Origin of the sequence: Tenacibaculum sp. IB213877, assembly GCF_034043975.1 — a bacterium.
Classification (GTDB): domain Bacteria; phylum Bacteroidota; class Bacteroidia; order Flavobacteriales; family Flavobacteriaceae; genus Polaribacter.
On the sequence record NZ_JAXCHH010000001.1, the window covers coordinates 540,502 to 559,632 of the forward strand.

The 19,131-nt window shown below is 30.0% G+C and carries 16 protein-coding genes and 1 other RNA gene; 3 read left to right on the plus strand and 14 right to left on the minus strand.

The features are described 5' to 3' along the window. Window positions 1–52 precede the first annotated feature (52 nt). Window positions 53–2,353, plus strand: a complete 2,301-nt coding sequence (locus tag SLH33_RS02370) for a DNA topoisomerase 3 (RefSeq protein WP_320417459.1) — start codon at window positions 53–55, stop codon at window positions 2,351–2,353. A gap of 51 nt (window positions 2,354–2,404) precedes the next feature. Here SLH33_RS02370 and SLH33_RS02375 read toward each other — a convergent pair whose 3' ends face one another. The 6 genes from SLH33_RS02375 to SLH33_RS02400 are packed head-to-tail and all read right to left on the minus strand — an operon-like array spanning window position 2,405 to window position 8,110. Next, window positions 2,405–2,809, minus strand: coding sequence for a DUF805 domain-containing protein (locus SLH33_RS02375; protein WP_320417460.1), 405 nt, complete (start codon window positions 2,807–2,809; stop codon window positions 2,405–2,407). A 58-nt stretch (window positions 2,810–2,867) separates the two neighbouring features. Next, the gene (locus SLH33_RS02380; protein WP_320417461.1) at window positions 2,868–4,199 is read right to left on the minus strand and encodes a DUF58 domain-containing protein; all 1,332 of its coding nucleotides are present in this window, start codon (window positions 4,197–4,199) and stop codon (window positions 2,868–2,870) included. Window positions 4,200–4,207: 8 nt separating this feature from the next. Next, window positions 4,208–5,212 (minus strand): MoxR family ATPase, encoded by a 1,005-nt coding sequence (locus SLH33_RS02385; RefSeq protein WP_320417462.1) that lies wholly within the window; start codon window positions 5,210–5,212, stop codon window positions 4,208–4,210. Between the two features lie 2 nt (window positions 5,213–5,214). Further along, on the minus strand, window positions 5,215–6,426 hold the full coding sequence (locus tag SLH33_RS02390; protein ID WP_320417463.1) for a DUF4350 domain-containing protein: 1,212 nt from the start codon (window positions 6,424–6,426) through the stop codon (window positions 5,215–5,217). Then, the gene (locus SLH33_RS02395) at window positions 6,423–7,145 is read right to left on the minus strand and encodes a hypothetical protein (RefSeq protein ID WP_320417464.1); all 723 of its coding nucleotides are present in this window, start codon (window positions 7,143–7,145) and stop codon (window positions 6,423–6,425) included. Before SLH33_RS02395 ends, SLH33_RS02390 begins: the two co-directional genes overlap by 4 nt. Next, on the minus strand, window positions 7,145–8,110 hold the full coding sequence (locus SLH33_RS02400; protein WP_320417465.1) for a stage II sporulation protein M: 966 nt from the start codon (window positions 8,108–8,110) through the stop codon (window positions 7,145–7,147). The genes SLH33_RS02395 and SLH33_RS02400 overlap by 1 nt, the downstream gene beginning before the upstream one ends. A 22-nt stretch (window positions 8,111–8,132) precedes the next feature. Between SLH33_RS02400 and SLH33_RS02405 the strand changes: the two genes are divergently transcribed. Further along, window positions 8,133–8,945, plus strand: coding sequence for an RDD family protein (locus SLH33_RS02405; RefSeq protein ID WP_320417466.1), 813 nt, complete (start codon window positions 8,133–8,135; stop codon window positions 8,943–8,945). On the opposite strand, the gene SLH33_RS02410 is transcribed toward SLH33_RS02405, so the two are convergent. Beyond that, entirely contained in the window at window positions 8,942–9,616 is a 675-nt protein-coding gene (locus SLH33_RS02410) for an RNA methyltransferase (RefSeq protein ID WP_320417467.1), read from the minus strand. The two genes, SLH33_RS02405 and SLH33_RS02410, sit on opposite strands and share 4 nt — an antisense overlap. Before the next feature lie 36 nt (window positions 9,617–9,652). Between SLH33_RS02410 and SLH33_RS02415 the strand changes: the two genes are divergently transcribed. Beyond that, window positions 9,653–10,333, plus strand: a complete 681-nt coding sequence (locus SLH33_RS02415; protein WP_320417561.1) for an NAD-dependent deacylase — start codon at window positions 9,653–9,655, stop codon at window positions 10,331–10,333. Between the two features lie 5 nt (window positions 10,334–10,338). Here SLH33_RS02415 and SLH33_RS02420 read toward each other — a convergent pair whose 3' ends face one another. The 7 genes from SLH33_RS02420 to rnpB all read right to left on the minus strand — a co-directional run bounded on the left by SLH33_RS02420 (window position 10,339) and on the right by rnpB (window position 19,083). Continuing rightward, window positions 10,339–10,716 carry a lipocalin family protein gene (locus SLH33_RS02420; protein ID WP_320417468.1) on the minus strand — a complete coding sequence of 126 codons (378 nt, stop codon included), beginning with the start codon at window positions 10,714–10,716 and terminating at the stop codon, window positions 10,339–10,341. A gap of 65 nt (window positions 10,717–10,781) precedes the next feature. After that, window positions 10,782–11,249 (minus strand): DUF6495 family protein, encoded by a 468-nt coding sequence (locus SLH33_RS02425; RefSeq protein ID WP_320417469.1) that lies wholly within the window; start codon window positions 11,247–11,249, stop codon window positions 10,782–10,784. Window positions 11,250–11,264: 15 nt separating this feature from the next. Beyond that, window positions 11,265–12,413, minus strand: a complete 1,149-nt coding sequence (gene argE, locus SLH33_RS02430; protein ID WP_320417470.1) for an acetylornithine deacetylase — start codon at window positions 12,411–12,413, stop codon at window positions 11,265–11,267. Next, window positions 12,413–13,102 (minus strand): peptidoglycan DD-metalloendopeptidase family protein, encoded by a 690-nt coding sequence (locus SLH33_RS02435; protein WP_320417471.1) that lies wholly within the window; start codon window positions 13,100–13,102, stop codon window positions 12,413–12,415. Before SLH33_RS02435 ends, argE begins: the two co-directional genes overlap by 1 nt. Before the next feature lie 68 nt (window positions 13,103–13,170). Beyond that, complete coding sequence (locus SLH33_RS02440) at window positions 13,171–15,438, minus strand: aconitate hydratase (protein WP_320417472.1); 2,268 nt, start codon at window positions 15,436–15,438, stop codon at window positions 13,171–13,173. Between the two features lie 193 nt (window positions 15,439–15,631). After that, entirely contained in the window at window positions 15,632–18,406 is a 2,775-nt protein-coding gene (locus tag SLH33_RS02445; RefSeq protein ID WP_320417473.1) for a bifunctional aconitate hydratase 2/2-methylisocitrate dehydratase, read from the minus strand. A gap of 378 nt (window positions 18,407–18,784) precedes the next feature. Then, an RNA gene (rnpB, locus tag SLH33_RS02450) (RNase P RNA component class A) lies at window positions 18,785–19,083 on the minus strand. Window positions 19,084–19,131: the final 48 nt, after the last annotated feature.

Below are 19,131 nucleotides of genomic sequence, written 5' to 3' on the forward strand. Positions count from 1 at the left end.
TAATTTAAAAACGTAAGATTTTTAGTATTTTCGACCTCCCAATTTGCATTTAATGAAAGTTTGTATAGCCGAAAAGCCAAGTGTTGCTAGGGAAATTGCCAGCATTTTAGGAGCCAATACCAAAAGAGATGGATACTTTGAAGGTAATGGTTATGCGGTTACGTATACTTTCGGGCATTTATGTACACTTTTAGAACCCAAAGACTATAAACCCTACTGGAAAAGTTGGGATTTAAACAACTTACCTATGCTTCCTGAAAAGTTTGGAACTAAAGTATCCAACGATTCTGGAATAAAAAAGCAATTCAATATTGTTAAAAGTTTATTTGAAAAAGCTGACGTGGTTATTAATTGTGGGGATGCGGGTCAAGAAGGAGAATTGATTCAGCGTTGGGTCATTAATCAGGCTGGATATACAGGTAAAGTACAACGCTTATGGATATCTTCTCTTACAGAAGAGGCTATTAAAGAAGGTTTTGACAATTTAAAAGATGAAGAAAAGTACAATAATTTGTACTACGCAGGCTACTCAAGAGCTATTGGCGATTGGTTATTAGGTTTGAATGCAACTCGCTTATATACCGTAAAATTTGGTGGTTATAAACAAGTTTTGTCTATCGGTAGAGTGCAAACTCCTACCTTGGCTATGTTGGTTGATAGATATAAAGAAATTCAAAATTTTAAGCCTCAACCTTATTGGGAACTTCAAACCACCTATAGAGAAACTATTTTTAACTGTGAAGAAGGTCGTTTTTTAAAGAAAGAAGAAGGACAAGCATTTGCAGATAAAGTAAAAGAAAGTGAGTTTGAAATCGTTTCTGTAACAAAAAAGAAAGGAAAAGAATATGCTCCTAAGCTTTTCGATTTAACAGGATTACAAGTTTATTGCAATAATAAATTTGGTTTTTCTGCGGATGAAACACTAAAAATAGTACAAAAATTATATGAAATGAAAGTGGTTACCTACCCAAGGGTTGATACCACTTTTTTACCAAATGATATTTACCCAAAAGTACCGGGAATTTTACAAAAGTTGACCAATTATGCAGAGTTAACGCAACCTTTATTAGGTAAAAAGATTAGAAAATCTACCAAAGTTTTCAATGATAAAAAGGTAACAGATCACCACGCAATTATTCCTACAGGAATTCAAACGAATCTTCAATACAATCAGCAACAAGTGTACAATATTATTACCAGACGATTTATTGCTGTTTTTTATCCGGATAGTGATATTGCCAATACAGCAGTTATTGGAAAAGCTGATGAAGTATCATTTAAAACTACCGGAAAAGAAATACTAACCAAAGGATGGCGTGTTGTTTTTGAGTTTGGAGAGGAGCCAAAAAAAGTATCTGACCAAAGCATTTTACCTAATTTTGAAAAAGGAGAAAAAGGTCCGCACGAACCTAGTTTTTTAGAAAAAGAAACCAAACCACCTCGTAATTATACCGAAGCCTCTCTCCTACGCGCTATGGAAACTGCTGGAAAACAAGTTGACGATGATGAAATGCGCGAACTGATGAAAGAAAATGGTATTGGAAGACCGTCAACAAGAGCTAGCATTATAGAAACTCTGTTCAAAAGAAAATATATTGAGCGTCAAAAAAAGTTAATTATTCCTACACAAACAGGAATTGACTTAATTGATTTGATTGATAATGAACTTCTAAAATCTGCGGAATTGACCGGTTTATGGGAAAAACGTTTAAAAGAGATTGAGCGAGGTGAGTATCATGCTTCTACTTTTATCAATCAGATGAAAAAAATGGTTGATCAATTGGTGTATGAAGTTCGTTCAAGCCAAAAAAAGGTTCGTCTTTCAGAAAATGAACAGCAGCAACAAGCATCTGTAGAAAAAAAGAAAAAATCAGGGTCTAAAAAAACAATTGTAGGTAAAGAATGTCCAAAATGTAAAACTGGAAAATTACTAAAAGGAAGTTCTGCTTACGGATGCTCGAATTATAACAATGGTTGTGATTTTACACTTCCTTTCAGTTTTCTTGACAAAAAAATATCTACAAATCAGCTAATTCGTTTACTTGAAAAAGGTTGTACAACCAATTTAAAAGGTTTTAAACAGCATAATGATAAAGTAGAAGGTTTGATCCGTTTTGATGATAATTTTAACCTTAAACTTGAAGAGAAAAAAACTAAAGTAAAAAAAGAAATTCCAGATACCTTAGCTTGTCCAAAATGTAAAAAAGGAACTGTTTTAAAGGGGAAATCAGCTTACGGTTGTTCTGAATATAAAAATGGTTGTGATTTTGTTTTTACGTTTGATCACATTAAAAAAATCGCCAATGGAAAACCATTGACGAAAGAATTTGTGTATAAAATTTTAACAACATAAAAAAACGAGGAATTACCTCGCTTTTTATTTATTTCTTTTTTAGAATAACTACTATTCTAAACCTATTTCACTAATCGCTTGATCGTTTCCAATTCCTTTTGGATTATCTCCCCATTCATTAGAACCTGTAATACTGTCTTTACATGTTAAAAACAATAACCAAAAACTTCCTATATAAGGTATAAATGTGATAAAATACCAATAACCACTTTTACCTATATCATGCAATCTTCTAACTGTAACAGCAATTGTAGGAATGATAGTAGCTAATACATAGATGATAATCAAATAAAATAATGGAGAGTTAAAACTTTCATTTGTGCCTCCAATTCCTATTATAAAAACGAGTAGAAATATGATTATTATATGGAATAATGTAAACATCCAATATTCTTTTCTTCTTGCTCTTCCATTAAAATCTGCATACTGTTTTAATACTTTTAAATACCAATTCATTTTTTGTAGTTTTTAGTTTAAATTATTAATAGTTGGGGCAATATTACCACTTTTTTTTTTAAAATAATCCTCTTGATTTAAGTTCTAAATATTTATTTATTGTATCTCCTGTAAGGTTGTCTGGTGTCGTAAGTATAGCTTGAATACCATACTTTTTTAACTCATTTACTATTTGCTTTTTTTCAAACATAAATTTTTCAGCAATAATAGTATCATAAATATCTTGTATGTTTTCTACTTTTTTGTGTATTAAAGTATCTAACTCTATATTTTTAAAAAAAACAATTAATAATAAATGATTTTTAGCCAATGCGCGTAGGTAAGGTAATTGTCTATTTAGTCCATCCAATGTTTCAAAATTGGTATATATAATAAGTAAACTCCTATGAGTAATTTTTCTTTTTACAACAGCATATAACTTACTGAAGTCTGATTCGTAAAAATTAGTTTTTAAATTATATAAACTCTCTGAAATTAAATTCATTTGAGAATTTCTACGTTCTGCAACTACCCAATCTTCTAATTTATTAGAAAAAGAAAGCATTCCTACTTTATCTTGCTTTTTTAATACGGCATTACTAACTGCAAGAGTTGCGTTTATAGCATAGTCTAGCAAACTTAATTTGTTAAAGCTCATTTGCATTACTCTACCTTTATCAATTACCGAATAAACAGATTGTGATTTTTCTTCAACATACTGGTTAACCATTAATTGATTTCTTTTAGCTGTTGCTTTCCAGTTTAAAGTTCTAATATCATCTCCAGAAATATATTCTTTAATTTGTTCAAACTCTAAGGAGTGGCCTATTCTCCTTACTTTTTTTGTTCCGTACGTTGAAGAATTAGAATAGTTATGAATATCAAATTCTCGTAATTTTAAAAAAGAAGGATAGCATTTTAACTCTTCTTTTTTTTCTAAAATATATTTTTTGGCTACTAATTGTAATGGAGTTGAAGTATATACATTTGCATTTCCAAAATCATATATACCTCTTTCAGTTGGTTTTAAGTTATAGTGAATTGTTTTTTCTTTTTTACTTAATAGTTTAACGGAAAAAGAAAAATTCCTTTTTTGAAATTGAAAGGGTAACTCTTCAATAATGGTTAAATAAACTGTAAAATTATATCTGTTTTTCAGCTCTAGTGATATTTTATTATCATCTCCATTAGATAATCTTTCAGGTACAAACCGTTTAACTTGAATTCCTTTTTTTAATTTATATAATAAAAGTATATCAATAAAAACTAATGATATTAGGATGAATACTAAAACTTTAGAAATATCAAAAAATATAGGAACAAAAAAACCAACAACAAAAAGCGCAGCAATTATTGCTAAGTAATAAAAAAACTTATTGTTTAAAAATAATGTATGATAAAGGTTTTTCATCTAAGTAATTATCTTGGTATTTCTACAGCTTCAATAATTTGCTCAATAATTTGTTTACTTGTTAATCCTTCCATTTCTCTTTCTGGTGTTACAATTACTCTGTGTTGTAATACAGGTATTGTTGCTTTCTTTATATCTTCGGGCGTTACAAAGTCTCTACCTTCAATTGCCGCAAATGCTTTAGATGCATTTAAAATGGCAATGCTAGCTCTTGGTGATGCTCCTAAATACAAAAATGTATTTGAACGGGTATTTACAACAATATTAGCTATGTATTTTAATAAGTTTTCTTCTATTGTTATTTGTTTTACTAAATTCCTAAACTCTATAATTTTTTCTGCTGAAATTAACGTGTTTACTTTATTTGTTTTAACAGTATTTTCTAAAGCTTGTTCTCTTTTAATTATTTCTAATTCTTCTGATGCATTTGGATACTCAACATTTATTTTAAATAAAAAACGGTCTAATTGTGCTTCTGGCAACCTATATGTACCTTCTTGTTCTACAGGATTTTGTGTTGCTAATACTATAAATGGTTCTTCCATTGTATATACTTGACCATCTATAGTAACTTGTTTTTCTTCCATTACTTCAAACAAAGCTGCTTGAGTTTTGGCTGGAGATCTATTAATTTCATCAATTAAAATCATATTAGAAAAAATAGGTCCTTTTTTGAATTCAAAATTGGATGTTTGAATATTATATACTGAAGTTCCTAAAATATCAGACGGCATCAAATCTGGAGTAAACTGAATTCTACTAAAATCAATGGCTATTGCTTTGGATAATAATTTAGCTGTAATTGTTTTTGCTACTCCTGGTACTCCTTCAATTAATACGTGTCCATTTGATAAAAGAGATACTAATAATAAATCTAGCATTTCTTTTTGTCCAACTATAACTTTCTGTAATTCTTGCTTTATTTTATAAGCACTTTCTTGTAACTCAGATAAGTTGATTCTGTTTTCAAATTCTATATTTTTAAATTCTTGTTCGTTATTTTCTATATCCATTTTTATTTATTGAAGAAGTTATCAATCATTTTATGAAGAACCGTTAATTGCTCTTCAGAACATTCAGTTTTTTTATCTATCTCTATAATTGTATGAATTAAATACTTAGTGTTTTGTATACTATTACCCGATTTAGCCGCTAATTTTTCAATAAATTTTGCATTTAAATGACTGGTATTCAATAGGTATTTAGTTCTTACTTTTTCTAAAAAGAATTTTATTTTTTTATCTGCTAAATTCTTATGATTTTTTTCTTTTAAATATAAACTAGCTATTGTTTGTGTAAAGGCTACTGTAGTATTTTCTAAAGGTTTTATTATAGGAATTGCTCTTTGTTTTCTTCTTGCATTGAATAAAATAAATAAAACAAGGCCTGTAAAAGAAATAAATAAAAACCATGTTAAAGTATCATATTGTAAAAAGAATTTAAAAATAGACTCTTTATTTTCTTCTTTTTTAACAACAAACTTACTTGATTTTACTTGAGGATCCCACAGTATTTTAGTTTGTGGTAAATAAGAAAATACGTTTTCTACATAATTATCTTTATCTTTTAATAAAAAGTAATTTGTAAATACTATTGGATTTGTATGTAAATAAATAATGCCTTTACCATAATGTACTTTAATAAAGTTGGGTTGATTTTTACCATTTACTTTAATATTTCCTAAAACAGCAGTTGTTGTAGAATTGTACTTTTCAAAAAATATCTTTCGAAGATTTCTATCGTAAAAATAAGGTTGATTTTTAAAATTTTTGTTTTCTAAATATAATTCTCCTTTAAGTTTTTTAAGTGATGAAATGCCGAATGCATTTGTATCTAGATTAACAGTTGTAAGCTCTAACTTTTCTTTTAAAATAGAATTGAATTTATTTAGGGATAAAAAAACTTGATTGCCATCATTTACAAAAGTTAATAAATTATTAATAGCATCTTTTGAAAGTTTATGAGTTGAATTTTTTATACAAATATATGTTGCAAAATCTTTAGTGGGTTCTGTGTAATTATGAAATAAATAATCGTAAATATTTTCATTTAAAAAATGAACCTTTTCACCAGACAAATCTTCTAACTCATTGTATGTTATATAAATGCCAAATGGATCTTTAGATTTTTCTTTATAATTTTCATTCCAATTGGTTTTATTACATCCAACTAATAAGAATAAAACAACTATACCAAATATGCTTCGTATGTTTTTTAAATTTTTCAATTAATTTGTTTAAAAAATAATTTATACTTTTCTTCTACTTTACTGAAATCAGTATCATTTAATGAAAAATTTCCATACCACACATAAGTATATATATAAGAAAGGTAAGAAAAATAACTCCTTGTATGGGTGTCTTTTATTTCAAAAAGATATTCGCTGTTAGTTTTATCATTATCATATTTTATTAATTCTTTTTCAGATAGTTTTTTTAGTGCCAGTAAATAATAATATCTAATAGATAACCTATTATCTTTTTCATTAATTGCTTTTTTCAGTAAACTTTCTAAATCTGCATTATGAATATCTTCATCTTCATAAACTAGTGTTTGTGTTGTATTTATCTGTGTGGGTTTAAATTTGAAAAAACTTGTATCAAACCCCACGTATAGTTTTAAAATTATAAATACAACAATTCCTCCCAATACAAAAGGAAAGATAGATTTCATAAAGAAAATAAACGATTTTAAAAAACCTGAATTAGATGATTTTTGTTGAATTTCTTTTATTTCTTCTTTTGTATCTTCATTTTCTTCTTTATAAGTAAAATCTTTACCGAAATATTTGGTTTTTAAATCAGATTTAAACTCTCTTTTCTGAGTATAATCAATAGTTTTATTATAAAAGATAGTGTCTGAATGTATCGGAGAAAAGTTTTCGGTTGTTTGAGAAAAAACACAAGTAGTTAGCACCAAAAAAAATAATAATATCTTTTTTTTCATTATCTTAAAGCATATTTTTTAGCTAATTTATAAGGTAAAACCAAATAATAATAGCTAATAGATATTAGACTAAATACAATGATTGCATAACAAAAAACAGTTGGCATAATGTTAGAATATCTTGTAATATATCCTTCTAAAAATGCTGCAATAATGGTAAAAGGAATTGTACTAATAAAGATATAAAAAGCATCTTTAAATCCTATTTTAAAAGACTCAAATCGTTGTAAAGTTCCTGGAAATAATATACTAGCTCCAATAATATAACCTGCTGCAGCTTCTATAATCATTGCAAAAATTTCATAAGTACCATGAATCCATATTCCTTTTAAGCTGTCAAAAAAAGTATTGTGTTGGTAAAAAAAAGCTTGAAATACTGCTACCATTATAGCATTTATAACCACATAATAACCTGTACCTATTCCTAAAAAAAGACCCGATAAAAACATGTTTAAACCAACTCTTTGATTATTGTCATAAATACCTATAAAAGCACCCCAATTGGTTCCTCCTTTATAGATAGCCATTGCATCTCCACTTTCTATATTTTCTATAGTTTGGTCTACATAATTATTTCCTAAAATTTGTCTTGCAAATGTTGCATCATTCAGTGTAGACAATAACCCAATAAAAAAACAGATGAAAAAAACAATAAATGACAGGTATATATATTTTCTGTATTTGTAAGAAAGTAACGGAACTTTTTCTAAAAAGAAATGCAAAAAAATATTGTTTTCTCTTCTTTTTGCATGGTAAACTTTATCAAAGCTTCCTTTGGCTAATTTATTTAAATATAAAGTAACCTTACTTTTAGGGTAATAGGTTTGCGCATATACTAAATCATTCATGATTTTTATGTGCAAATTAGCAAGATCATCAGAATTTTTTTTTTCTTTATTTGAAATTATTCGTTCAAATTCTAGCCATTTTTCTTTATTTTGCTTTATAAAAGCGACCTCTCTCATACGAGACGAATTTAACAATTGCATGAAAACACTCCAAATAAAAACCGCACAAAATATTAATATCAAATTTACATTAGCAGATGTTGGACAAAGGTTAGCTGCTTTTTTTATAGATAATATTATAAAATTTACTTACTTGTATACTCTCTTTAATTTTTTAAACATCAGTAGTACAGGTATTAAAATGGATAATTGGAGTATGAAAGCTTTTTATGTTATTTTAATGCTCCCTGTTACTTTTTATTCTTTATACTCTGAAATATTAATGAATGGTCAAACCATTGGAAAGAAAATTTTAAAAATTAAGGTAATTAACATAGAAGGGTTTAAACCCTCAATAACAGACTATTTAATACGATGGTTTTTAAGAGTGGTTGACTTCAATTTTTTTACTTTAATATTCATATATATTTATTCATTAAATATAGAAGAAAGCTACATGTACAATTTAATAGTAACCATTTTTTTTATTGGAAAATCAGTAGGCTTTTTCTTAATAATTATTACAAAAAACAATCAAAGATTAGGTGATATTATTTCCAATACAATTGTTATTAATTTAAAAGATGAAACTGAATTTTCTGAAACTATTATAGAAAACATAAGCGCTAAATACATACCTACATATCCTAATGTTATTAATTTATCTGACAATGATATGCGCTTAATAAAAGATACATTTACTAATATTAATAAAAGAAGTGATTTTAATACATTAATTAAATTAAGATCTAAAATTGAAGAAGTTGCCAATATAAAATCAAAAGAAAAAAGTGATAAAGAATTTATACAAAAGATCTTAAAAGATTATAGTTATTACACACAAAATGATTAAGCCTTTTTATTCTTTAAATAATACTCAGTAAGCTTATCAACATTTTTTAAGGATTTTTGAATCCATTCAGCATATAATTCTTGCTTTTCTTTTTCTGTTAACTGCCAATTAACCTCTGATTTTCGTAATCGACTGGTAACATCTTGTAAAATAATGGCAACAGCTACAGAAATATTCAAGCTTTCTGTAAATCCAACCATTGGAATCTTTAAGAATCCATCAGCGTTTTCTTTTACATAATCAGAAATTCCTTCTTTTTCAGCTCCAAAAACAAAAGCGGTTTTCTTTGTAATATCAAAATCAGGTAATAAACAAGAATCTAAATGAGGTGAAGTGCCTATAATCTGATACCCCTTATTTTTCAATTCTTCTAAACACTGTTTCGTATTATTTTCATCTGATTTTGATCGATGAAAGGTTAACCATTTTTGACTTCCTCTTGCTACGTGTTTAGAAACTTTACTTATATATTTTTTCTCAATAGTATACACATCTTGTACACCAAAAATATCACAACTACGTACCACTGCACTAGTATTGTGTGGTTGATAAGTATCTTCTAAAACCACCGTAAAATGGCGTGTACGTTCATTTAAAACGTTTTTAAAAAGCTCTTTTCTATTATCAGTTATGTAATCTTCTAAAAAATGTAATAATCCTTCTTCAATCATTTAGCAAACATATAAAAATTATTATTTTTATAAATGATGAAAAAACTAGTTGTTTTAACAGGAGCCGGTATGAGTGCCGAAAGTGGTATTCGTACTTTTAGAGATGCAAACGGATTGTGGGAGGGACATGATGTTATGGAAGTTGCTTCACCTCAAGGTTTTTATAAGAATCCTGAATTGGTTTTAGATTTTTACAACCAACGTCGACGTCAATTATTTGAAGTTGTTCCTAATAAAGCTCATTATAATTTAAAACTTTTAGAAAAACATTTTCAAGTAAGTGTCATCACCCAAAATGTAGATGATTTACATGAAAGAGCAGGCTCTACCAATATCATTCATTTACATGGCGAATTATTAAAAGCCAGAAGTATTAAAAACAACAGTATAATTTATCATTGGGAAAAAGATATCGTTTTAGGAGATTTAGCCGAAGATCAATCACAATTACGCCCACACATTGTTTGGTTTGGAGAAGATGTACCTATGTTTGAAAAAGCTATTAAAGTTACTAAACAAGCAGATATTTTAGTTGTAATAGGAACTTCCATGCAAGTTTACCCTGCCGCTAGTTTAGTAAATTTTGTTTCTCCTAAAACTTCTATTTATTTTATTGATCCTAAACCAAGTATAAATAAAAACGCCTTCAATAACTTAACCATTATTGAAGACGTTGCTACTATAGGTACAGACATATTGTTACAATACCTACTGTAATATTTTTATTTTACATAAGTAATCATTAAACCTTCTGAAGCATCTACTGTTTCTTTTTGTTCAACAATTAATTTTTCTTCTGAAATTTCAATAATTTTATAAAAAATAGTTTCGGCTCCTGTTAACTTGATAGTTTTATTTGCTTTATCAAAACTCCAGTTAGATTTGCTTAGCACTTCAAATGTACTTTCTTCTGCATTGCCATCTTTATGATAAACAATCCATTCATCATTTTTATTATCAGACATTTCTGGTTGCTGTCCTTGTTCTTGAACAGATTCGATAAACCATTTACCTGAAGTTAAAATAGTTTCTACATCTTGCTGTGCATTAACGGCTAATGAGGATAAACCTATGAATAATACAAGTAATAATTTTTTCATTTTTTTGAGGATTATTTTGACCAAAAATAGAGAAAAAGTTTTGGAAAACCCGAAATTGTTAATAACTAACTTAAAATTTTTTGAAAATATTCGAATAATTGTCCTTTAGAAATGTTACTTCCTTTTTCTATCAGATCAAAAAGCTCTACATTTCTTTCTAAATCATATTTTTTAGCTCCTTTTAAATATTCTACAGCTTTGTCTTGAGGATTTTTTAACAACCATTCATAACCTTCTTTTGTTAGTAAATCGGTATTTGTATAAATATTAATAACAATTCTATGAACTTTCTCTTTATCACACTTAAATAAATTAATAGTTTTTGATGAAAAGTGCTCTAAATAATTCACTTTAGTTAATACATCATCCCAAACCACATCACTAAACACATTCATTTCTTCTTCAGCAACATGTGGTTTTTCTTCTTTTATTTGTTTCCATTCTTTAACATCAATACTTTGAGATGCTAAAAACTGAGCAAATTCCTCATGCAAGCTTTCAAATTGTTCTTTTGTTAATTGTCTATATTTCATGAAGCAAAAATACTTTTAAACACTCAATTTATAAACTATTTTTTCAATCATTTCTACACCTAGTTTCATTTGTGCTACAGATATATATTCATTTGCTCTATGTGCTTGTTCTATTGATCCCGGTCCACAAATAACACTTTCTAGACCAACTTCTGCAAATTGACCTGCTTCTGTTGCATAGGAAACATAACTAACACTTGTATTCCCACTAACTTCAAAAATTAATTCAACAATAGATTCGTTTATATTTGTTTCTAAACACGGTACTGGCGGGTGCAATTTTGTGTTTTTAATTTTAAAATCAGGAAATAATTGTTGCTTTTCTTTTTCTAATTCTCTACAATAATCTTCAAATTCTGATAAAATAGCAGTTGTGGTATATTGAGGTATTGAGCGAATTTCCCACTCTAAAGTAACTTTATTAGCTACAACATTTGTGGCTATTCCACCATTAAATTTTCCAACATGAATTGTTGAATATGGAGGAGAAAAGTGCTTATTTATTATACTATTGGCTAGAGATTTCATTTTATTTTCTAACCATAAAACAAGTCTAGCACTCTCATGTATAGCACTTACTTCTTTATGAATACCGCTACTGTGTCCTTCACTTCCATTTACTTCTGTTAAAACATCTAAAATTCCTTTTTGCCCAACAATAGGTTGCATCATAGATGGTTCTCCAATAATTGCATATTTTGGTTTTTCTGGATAAAAGTTTAAGATATTTCTAACTAGTTCTGGCGCAGATATACAACCTATTTCTTCATCATAAGAAAACGCAAAATAAATAGGTTTTTTAAGATTTGCTTTTACCATTTTAGGCAGAACTGATAAAAAACAAGCTAAAAAACCTTTCATATCGCAGGCTCCTCTACCGTATAATTTTCCATCTTTTTCTACCAACTCAAACGGATTTGTTTTCCATGGCTGGCCTTTAGCAGGAACAACATCTGTATGGCCCGATAAAATGACACCTCCATCTACAGATGGCCCTATTCTACAATGTAATGAAGCTTGGTTTTTATCTTGGCTGTATACATACACTGTATCAACTCCGTGGCTTTTTATATAAGTGCTAATCCAATCAATTATTGGTAAATTAGACTCTTTACTAAGTATTTCAAAACTAACAAGTTTTGCTAAAATTTCTTTTTCAGTCATTATAAATCCATCGTATTTATTTTTAATAAAGTTAATGGATTTGGACAATTATTTTTATAAAACTCTACATCTTTTTTAGCACAAACTCCAGGATAATCTCCAAAATTACCTCCTAAATCTATTATTAATTGAAAATGTAAATGTGGAGCATAATCTCCGTTTACAGAGCTATCACCTAAAAATCCTATAACCTCTCCCTTCCTTACTTTTTGTCCTATTGTAATATCTTTTATTGAATTTATAGAAAGATGTCCATACAACGAATAAAATACCTTATTATTAATTGTATGCTTTAGAATTATAGTTGGACCATAATCTCCAAAATTGGTGTTATTTTTAAAGCTATGAATTTCTCCATCTAACAGAGCTAAAACAGATGTTCCTGCATTACACCACAAATCAATACCTAAATGAATATTACGTTGATTTTCTTCTGATTCTTTAGAAAAATGTTTACTTCTATTATAAATATCTCTTTTTTCTAAATAGCCACCATAAGCTACTTTACCATTGTTCTTCTTTAAGTAGGATGTAATATATTCTTCCCATTCTTTTGAAGAAGATATATCAAAACTTTGTAAATCGGTATTTTCTGAAGAAATTGAAATCGGAACATAATTATCAATCAAAATTGACTCATCAATTACGTTAATCGGTTGCTTTGATATTGATTTTAAAAAATTTTCCATTGTATCAAAAATAAAAAAGCTCTGGAAAATATCCAGAGCTTTTAATACCTAAACTATTTAAATTATAATTAAGCGTTTTGCTTTTTAATTAAGTTTAACGCAGAACCTTCTTTATACCATTCTATTTGTCCTGCATTATATGTATGGTTTACTTTAATTACGTCTTTACTACCATCTGCATGAACAACTTCAATAGTTAATGGTTTATTTGGAGCAAACTCATTTAAATCTAAGAAGTTAAATGTATCATCTTCTTGAATTAGATCATAATCTGCTTCATTATCAAATGTTAAACCTAACATACCCTGCTTTTTCAAGTTGGTTTCATGAATACGAGCAAATGACTTAACGATAACTGCTACAACACCTAAGTGACGTGGTTCCATAGCGGCATGCTCACGAGAAGAACCTTCTCCATAATTATGATCTCCAACTACAACCGTAGGAATTCCTGCTGCTTTATATGCTCTTGCTGTTTTTGGTACTGCATCGTATTCACCAGTTAATTGACTTTTTACAAAGTTAGTTTGCTTGTTATACGCATTCACTGCACCAATCAACATATTATTAGATATGTTATCTAAATGTCCGCGGTAACGCAACCATGGTCCTGCCATTGAAATATGATCTGTAGTACATTTACCAAAAGCTTTGATCAATAATTTGGCCCCTTTAATTTCATCACCAATTGGTGTAAACGGAGTTAACAATTCTAATCGTTCAGAATTTGGATTTACAACTATTTCAACCCCACTTCCATCTTCCTCAGGTGCTAAATATCCATTTTCTTTTACTTCGAATCCTTTTGGAGGTAACTCCCATCCTGTTGGCTCATCTAACATTACCTCTTCTCCATTTTCATTGATCAATTTATCAGTTATTGGATTGAAATCTAAGCGACCTGCAATAGCAATTGCTGCAACTAATTCAGGAGATGCTACAAATGCGTGCGTATTTGGGTTACCATCTGCACGTTTGGCGAAGTTTCTGTTAAAAGAGTGTACAATACTATTTTTAGGTGCATTTTTAGGATCTTCATAACGAGCCCATTGCCCAATACACGGCCCGCAAGCGTTGGTAAAGATCTTTGCATCTAATTTTTCAAAAACTTGAAGAATCCCGTCTCTTTCAGCGGTATAACGTACTTGTTCTGAACCTGGATTAATACCAAATTCAGCTTTTGTTTTTAATCCTTTATCTAATGCTTGTTGTGCTATAGAAGATGCTCTTGACAGATCCTCATAAGATGAGTTTGTACAAGAACCAATTAATCCCCATTCAACTTTTAATGGCCAATCATTAGCGTTAGCCTTTTCTGTCATTTTAGAACCTGCGGGAGTTGATAAATCCGGAGTAAAAGGACCATTTAATAAGGGTTGCAATTCCGATAAATTGATTTCTATAACTTGATCAAAATATTGCTCTGGATTCGCATATACTTCAGCATCAGCAGTTAAGTATTCTTTAATTTTATTTGCTTCATCAGCTACATCTGCTCTTTCAGTTGCACGTAAGTAGCGTTCCATAGATTCATCATAACCAAATGTTGAAGTTGTTGCTCCAATTTCAGCTCCCATATTACAAATAGTTCCTTTACCTGTACAAGACATTGCAGTAGCTCCAGAGCCAAAATATTCAACAATAGCTCCTGTTCCTCCTTTTACAGTAAGAATTTCAGCTACTTTCAAAATTACATCTTTAGGAGCTGTCCAACCTGATAATTTACCTGTTAGCTTTACACCAATTAATTTTGGGAATTTTAACTCCCAAGGCATTCCTGCCATAACATCTACCGCATCAGCACCTCCAACACCAATAGCAACCATTCCTAACCCACCAGCATTTACTGTATGAGAATCGGTACCAATCATCATTCCTCCTGGGAATGCATAGTTTTCTAATACTACCTGGTGAATAATACCTGCTCCTGGTTTCCAGAAACCAATTCCGTATTTATTAGATACTGATTCTAAAAAATTAAATACTTCGTTACTTGTGTTTAATGCGTGTTGCAAATCGGTAGTTGCACCAACTTTAGCTTGGATTAAGTGATCGCAATGTACCGTGGTTGGAACAGCAACTTTGCTTTTTCCTGCTTGCATAAATTGCAATAACGCCATTTGCGCGGTTGCATCTTGACACGCAACACGATCTGGAGCAAAATCTACATAATCTTTTCCTCTCTTATACGCTGTAGTTGGTTTTCCGTCCCAAAGATGGGTATATAAAATTTTCTCTGCTAAAGTTAAAGGTTTACCTGTAATTTCACGAGCAGCATCTACTCTTTCAACTACTTTGCTATAAACCTCCTTTATCATATCGATATCAAAAGCCATATTTTGTAAGTTTTTGTTTTGTGCTTACTAATTTACCAAAAAAAAACAGCATAGAAATGACCATACTATTTAATTATAAAAAGTCTAAATAAATTTTTTCTATTATAAAATGTTGATTGTAAATAAAATTTACCCTAATAAAAAAAGCTCGAGTAAAAACTCGAGCTCATATTTATAATAATTAGTAATGTAATTACATTACTAATTGCTTTTGAGATGGCTTAAACTTAGTTAAAACAATACCATCAACAGCTGCTTCGTATTCTTGCATAGTTGGAGTTCTACCTAAAATAGTAGATAATACTACAACTGGTGTTGATGATAATAATGATTCTCCTTTTTTACCATCGGTATCTTTTACTACACGACCTTGGAATAAACGTGTTGATGTTGCCATTACTGTATCTCCTGGTTCAGCTTTTTCTTGGTTACCCATACAAAGGTTGCAACCAGGACGCTCTAAATACAACATGTTTTCGTATTTAGTACGTGCAGCTGCTTTTGGTGCATCGTCGTTAAACTCAAATCCTGAGTACTTTTGTAACACTTCCCAATCACCTTCAGCTTTAAGCTCATCTACAATATTGTACGTTGGTGGTGCAACTACTAATGGCGCTTTAAATTCTACTTTACCGTGTTGTGCTTCAATATTTTTTAGCATTTGAGCTAAAATTTTCATATCTCCTTTATGTACCATACAAGAACCTACAAAACCTAAATCTACTTGCTTTGTTCCGCCATAGTAAGATAAAGGTCTGATTGTATCGTGTGTATAACGTCTAGAAGGATCTTCGTTGTTTACATCTGGATCGGCAATCATTGGTTCAGCAATTTCATCTAAATCAATAACTACTTCTGCATAATATTTAGCATCTGCATCTGGCTTTAATGCTGGTTTTATTCCAGTTTTAAGTTCTTGAATTCTATTGTTTGCTTTATCAACTAAACCTTGTAACATTTGCTTTTCGTTATCCATACCTTTATCAATCATGATTTGGATACGATCTCTAGCAATTTCTAAAGATTCTACTAACGTTTCTTCTTCTGAAATACAGATAGACGCTTTCGCTTTCATCTCTGCAGTCCAATCTGTAAATGTAAAGGCTTGATCTGAAGTTAATGTACCAATATGTACTTCGATAACACGACCTTGGAATACGTTTTCGCCATCAAACTGCTTTAACATTTGCTGTTGCGTAGCATGAACAACATCACGGAAATCCATGAAACTTCTCATGTTTCCTTTAAACGTAACTTTTACAGACTCTGGAATTGGCATGGTTGCTTCACCAGTAGCTAACGCTAATGCTACAGTACCAGAATCGGCACCAAAAGCAACACCTTTAGACATACGTGTATGTGAATCTCCTCCAATAATGATATCCCAATCGTCTACAGTAATATCGTTTAATACCTTATGAATTACATCTGTCATTGCATGGTATTGTCCTTTTGGATCACGACCAGTAATTAAACCGAAATCATTCATAAACTTCATTAAACGCGGAATATTAGCTTTTGATTTATCATCCCAAACAGAAGCTGTATGACAACCAGATTGGTAACCCGCATCAACGATTGGAGAAATTACTGTAGCAGCCATCATTTCTAATTCTTGAGAAGTCATTAATCCTGTAGTATCTTGAGAACCTACAATGTTTACTTCTACACGAACATTAGAACCTGCATGTAGCGTTTTACCTGGAGTGGTTCCAACAGCATTTTTGTTAAATATTTTTTCAACAGCTGTTAAACCTTGTCCTTCTACAGAAATTTCTTTAGAAGGTGCATATACTTGAGGAACTTCAATTCCTAATACTTTACAAGCAAAAGTTTGTAATTTTTTACCAAAAACAACCGCATAAGAACCTCCTGCTTTGATAAACTCCATTTTTTGTGGTGTTAATGCTGTTGAAATATCTTTAAGTTCTTGGTCTCCGTTATATAATTTTTTCTCTTTGGTATTGATTGTTAAAACCGTACCAGTTTTTACAGAATACACCTCTTTTAAAATTGGCTCGCCATCTGCATCTACAACAGTATTCCCGTTTTCGTCTTTTTGTTTTACCCAGTTTTTAAGGTCAATTCCAATTCCTCCAGTTACGCCAACTGTTGTTAAGAAAATTGGTGCAATACCATTAGTACCTGCAATTACAGGTGCAATATTGATAAATGGTACATAAGGTGACGATGGAATTCCTGTCCATAATGCCACGTTATTTACACCAGACATACGAGACGATCCTACACCCATTGTTCCTTTTTCTGCAATAAGCATAATACGCTTATCAGGATGTTGCTCTTTTAAAGCTAACACTTCTTTTTGCATCTCCTTATTATGCTCAAAAATAGACTGACCATGTAACTCACGATCTGATCTTGAGTGTGCATCTGCACCTGGTGATAATAAATCTGTTGAAATATCACCCACACCAGCAACGTAAGTAACTACTTTAATTTCTTCATCAATTTCTGGTAGCTTTGTAAAAAACTCTGCTTGAGCATAACTTTCAATTAATTCTTTTGCTATTGCATTTCCTGCTTTCATTGCTTGCTCTAAACGTTCAGTATCTGCCTCATATAAGAATACTTGAGTTTTTAAAACTTTTGCTGCTTCCGTTGCAATAGCAATATCATTACCTAAGGCTAAGTCAAGTAACACTTTAATTGAAGGCCCACCTTTCATATGTGATAATTGCTCGAAAGCAAAAGCTGGAGTAATTTCTTCAACTACAGATTCACCAAGAATAATTTCTTTCAAAAACTTTGCTTTTACACCTGCTGCACTTGTTGTACCCGGTAAAGTATTATAGATGAAAAAGTGAAGCGAATCTTTACGATGCTCATTATTTACATCTTTAATTTGTGAAATGATTTCACTTAATAAAGCGGCTTCATCAATTGGTTTTGGGTGTAAGCCCTGTTGTTTTCTTTCTTCAATCTCTTTAATGTAATCTGTGTATGTCATATTTAGAAATCTTTGCGTTGTTTATAGTAAATCATGAAACCGGTGATTATAGTTCGGCTACCATCTTCTACATAAAAAATTATAACAATAATACTTTTAGAAATTATATTTAAAATACAATTCTTATTTGCTAAAATTTAAAAACAACTAATCTATATATAGTGTTTGTTAATTTTTGTGCGTTGCGAATTTACTTTTTTTTAAGGAATTTTAAAAGATAAATAGCAAAACCAATGAAATAATAAATATTTAAAATTAAAAACTTCTATTTTTAGTTATTCTTTAATTTTTAAAACGAAAAATAGTCTATTTTTAAGATATTAACAATTTTTAAATATTTGAAGATAAGTAGATAACTATAATAAAGTCAATGAAAAAGAAAAAAGCAGATCAATAAGCCGGATTCTGTAACTTAAAAAAGTTCTTATCATTTATCTCGCTCTATAATTACTTATAGAATCAATCTGCCTACCCCTTAGAATTGTGCGAGTAGCACTCGAGCTCTAATATACGTGGCATTGCACCGCATAGAGTTTACCTGATTTCACTACAGCATTACCTGTACATTCTTTCTGTTGCACTTGTCCTCGGTTTACACCGGACGGATGTTATCCGCTATGCTTACTCTGTGGTGTCCGGACTTTCCTCCAAAAATGGCGATAAGACTGATCTGCTTGTTCTTATATTTCTTTATTAATATCTATTCATAAAAAAACCCACTCAAT

Excerpts from the sequence above, each read along its gene's own strand:
- SLH33_RS02380 (WP_320417461.1), bottom strand. The coding sequence starts at position 4,199 with ATGAAAAACCTTTATCATACATTATTTTTAAACAATAAGTTTTTTTAT.
- SLH33_RS02425 (WP_320417469.1), bottom strand. The coding sequence starts at position 11,249 with ATGAAATATAGACAATTAACAAAAGAACAATTTGAAAGCTTGCATGAG.
- SLH33_RS02395 (WP_320417464.1), bottom strand. The coding sequence starts at position 7,145 with ATGAAAAAAAAGATATTATTATTTTTTTTGGTGCTAACTACTTGTGTT.
- SLH33_RS02420 (WP_320417468.1), bottom strand. The coding sequence starts at position 10,716 with ATGAAAAAATTATTACTTGTATTATTCATAGGTTTATCCTCATTAGCC.
- SLH33_RS02375 (WP_320417460.1), bottom strand. The coding sequence starts at position 2,809 with ATGAATTGGTATTTAAAAGTATTAAAACAGTATGCAGATTTTAATGGA.
- SLH33_RS02440 (WP_320417472.1), bottom strand. The coding sequence starts at position 15,438 with ATGGCTTTTGATATCGATATGATAAAGGAGGTTTATAGCAAAGTAGTT.
- SLH33_RS02415 (WP_320417561.1), top strand. The coding sequence starts at position 9,653 with ATGAAAAAACTAGTTGTTTTAACAGGAGCCGGTATGAGTGCCGAAAGT.
- SLH33_RS02400 (WP_320417465.1), bottom strand. The coding sequence starts at position 8,110 with ATGAGAGAGGTCGCTTTTATAAAGCAAAATAAAGAAAAATGGCTAGAA.
- SLH33_RS02385 (WP_320417462.1), bottom strand. The coding sequence starts at position 5,212 with ATGGATATAGAAAATAACGAACAAGAATTTAAAAATATAGAATTTGAA.
- SLH33_RS02410 (WP_320417467.1), bottom strand. The coding sequence starts at position 9,616 with ATGATTGAAGAAGGATTATTACATTTTTTAGAAGATTACATAACTGAT.
- SLH33_RS02405 (WP_320417466.1), top strand. The coding sequence starts at position 8,133 with ATGAAAACACTCCAAATAAAAACCGCACAAAATATTAATATCAAATTT.
- SLH33_RS02435 (WP_320417471.1), bottom strand. The coding sequence starts at position 13,102 with ATGGAAAATTTTTTAAAATCAATATCAAAGCAACCGATTAACGTAATT.
- SLH33_RS02370 (WP_320417459.1), top strand. The coding sequence starts at position 53 with ATGAAAGTTTGTATAGCCGAAAAGCCAAGTGTTGCTAGGGAAATTGCC.
- argE (WP_320417470.1), bottom strand. The coding sequence starts at position 12,413 with ATGACTGAAAAAGAAATTTTAGCAAAACTTGTTAGTTTTGAAATACTT.
- SLH33_RS02445 (WP_320417473.1), bottom strand. The coding sequence starts at position 18,406 with ATGACATACACAGATTACATTAAAGAGATTGAAGAAAGAAAACAACAG.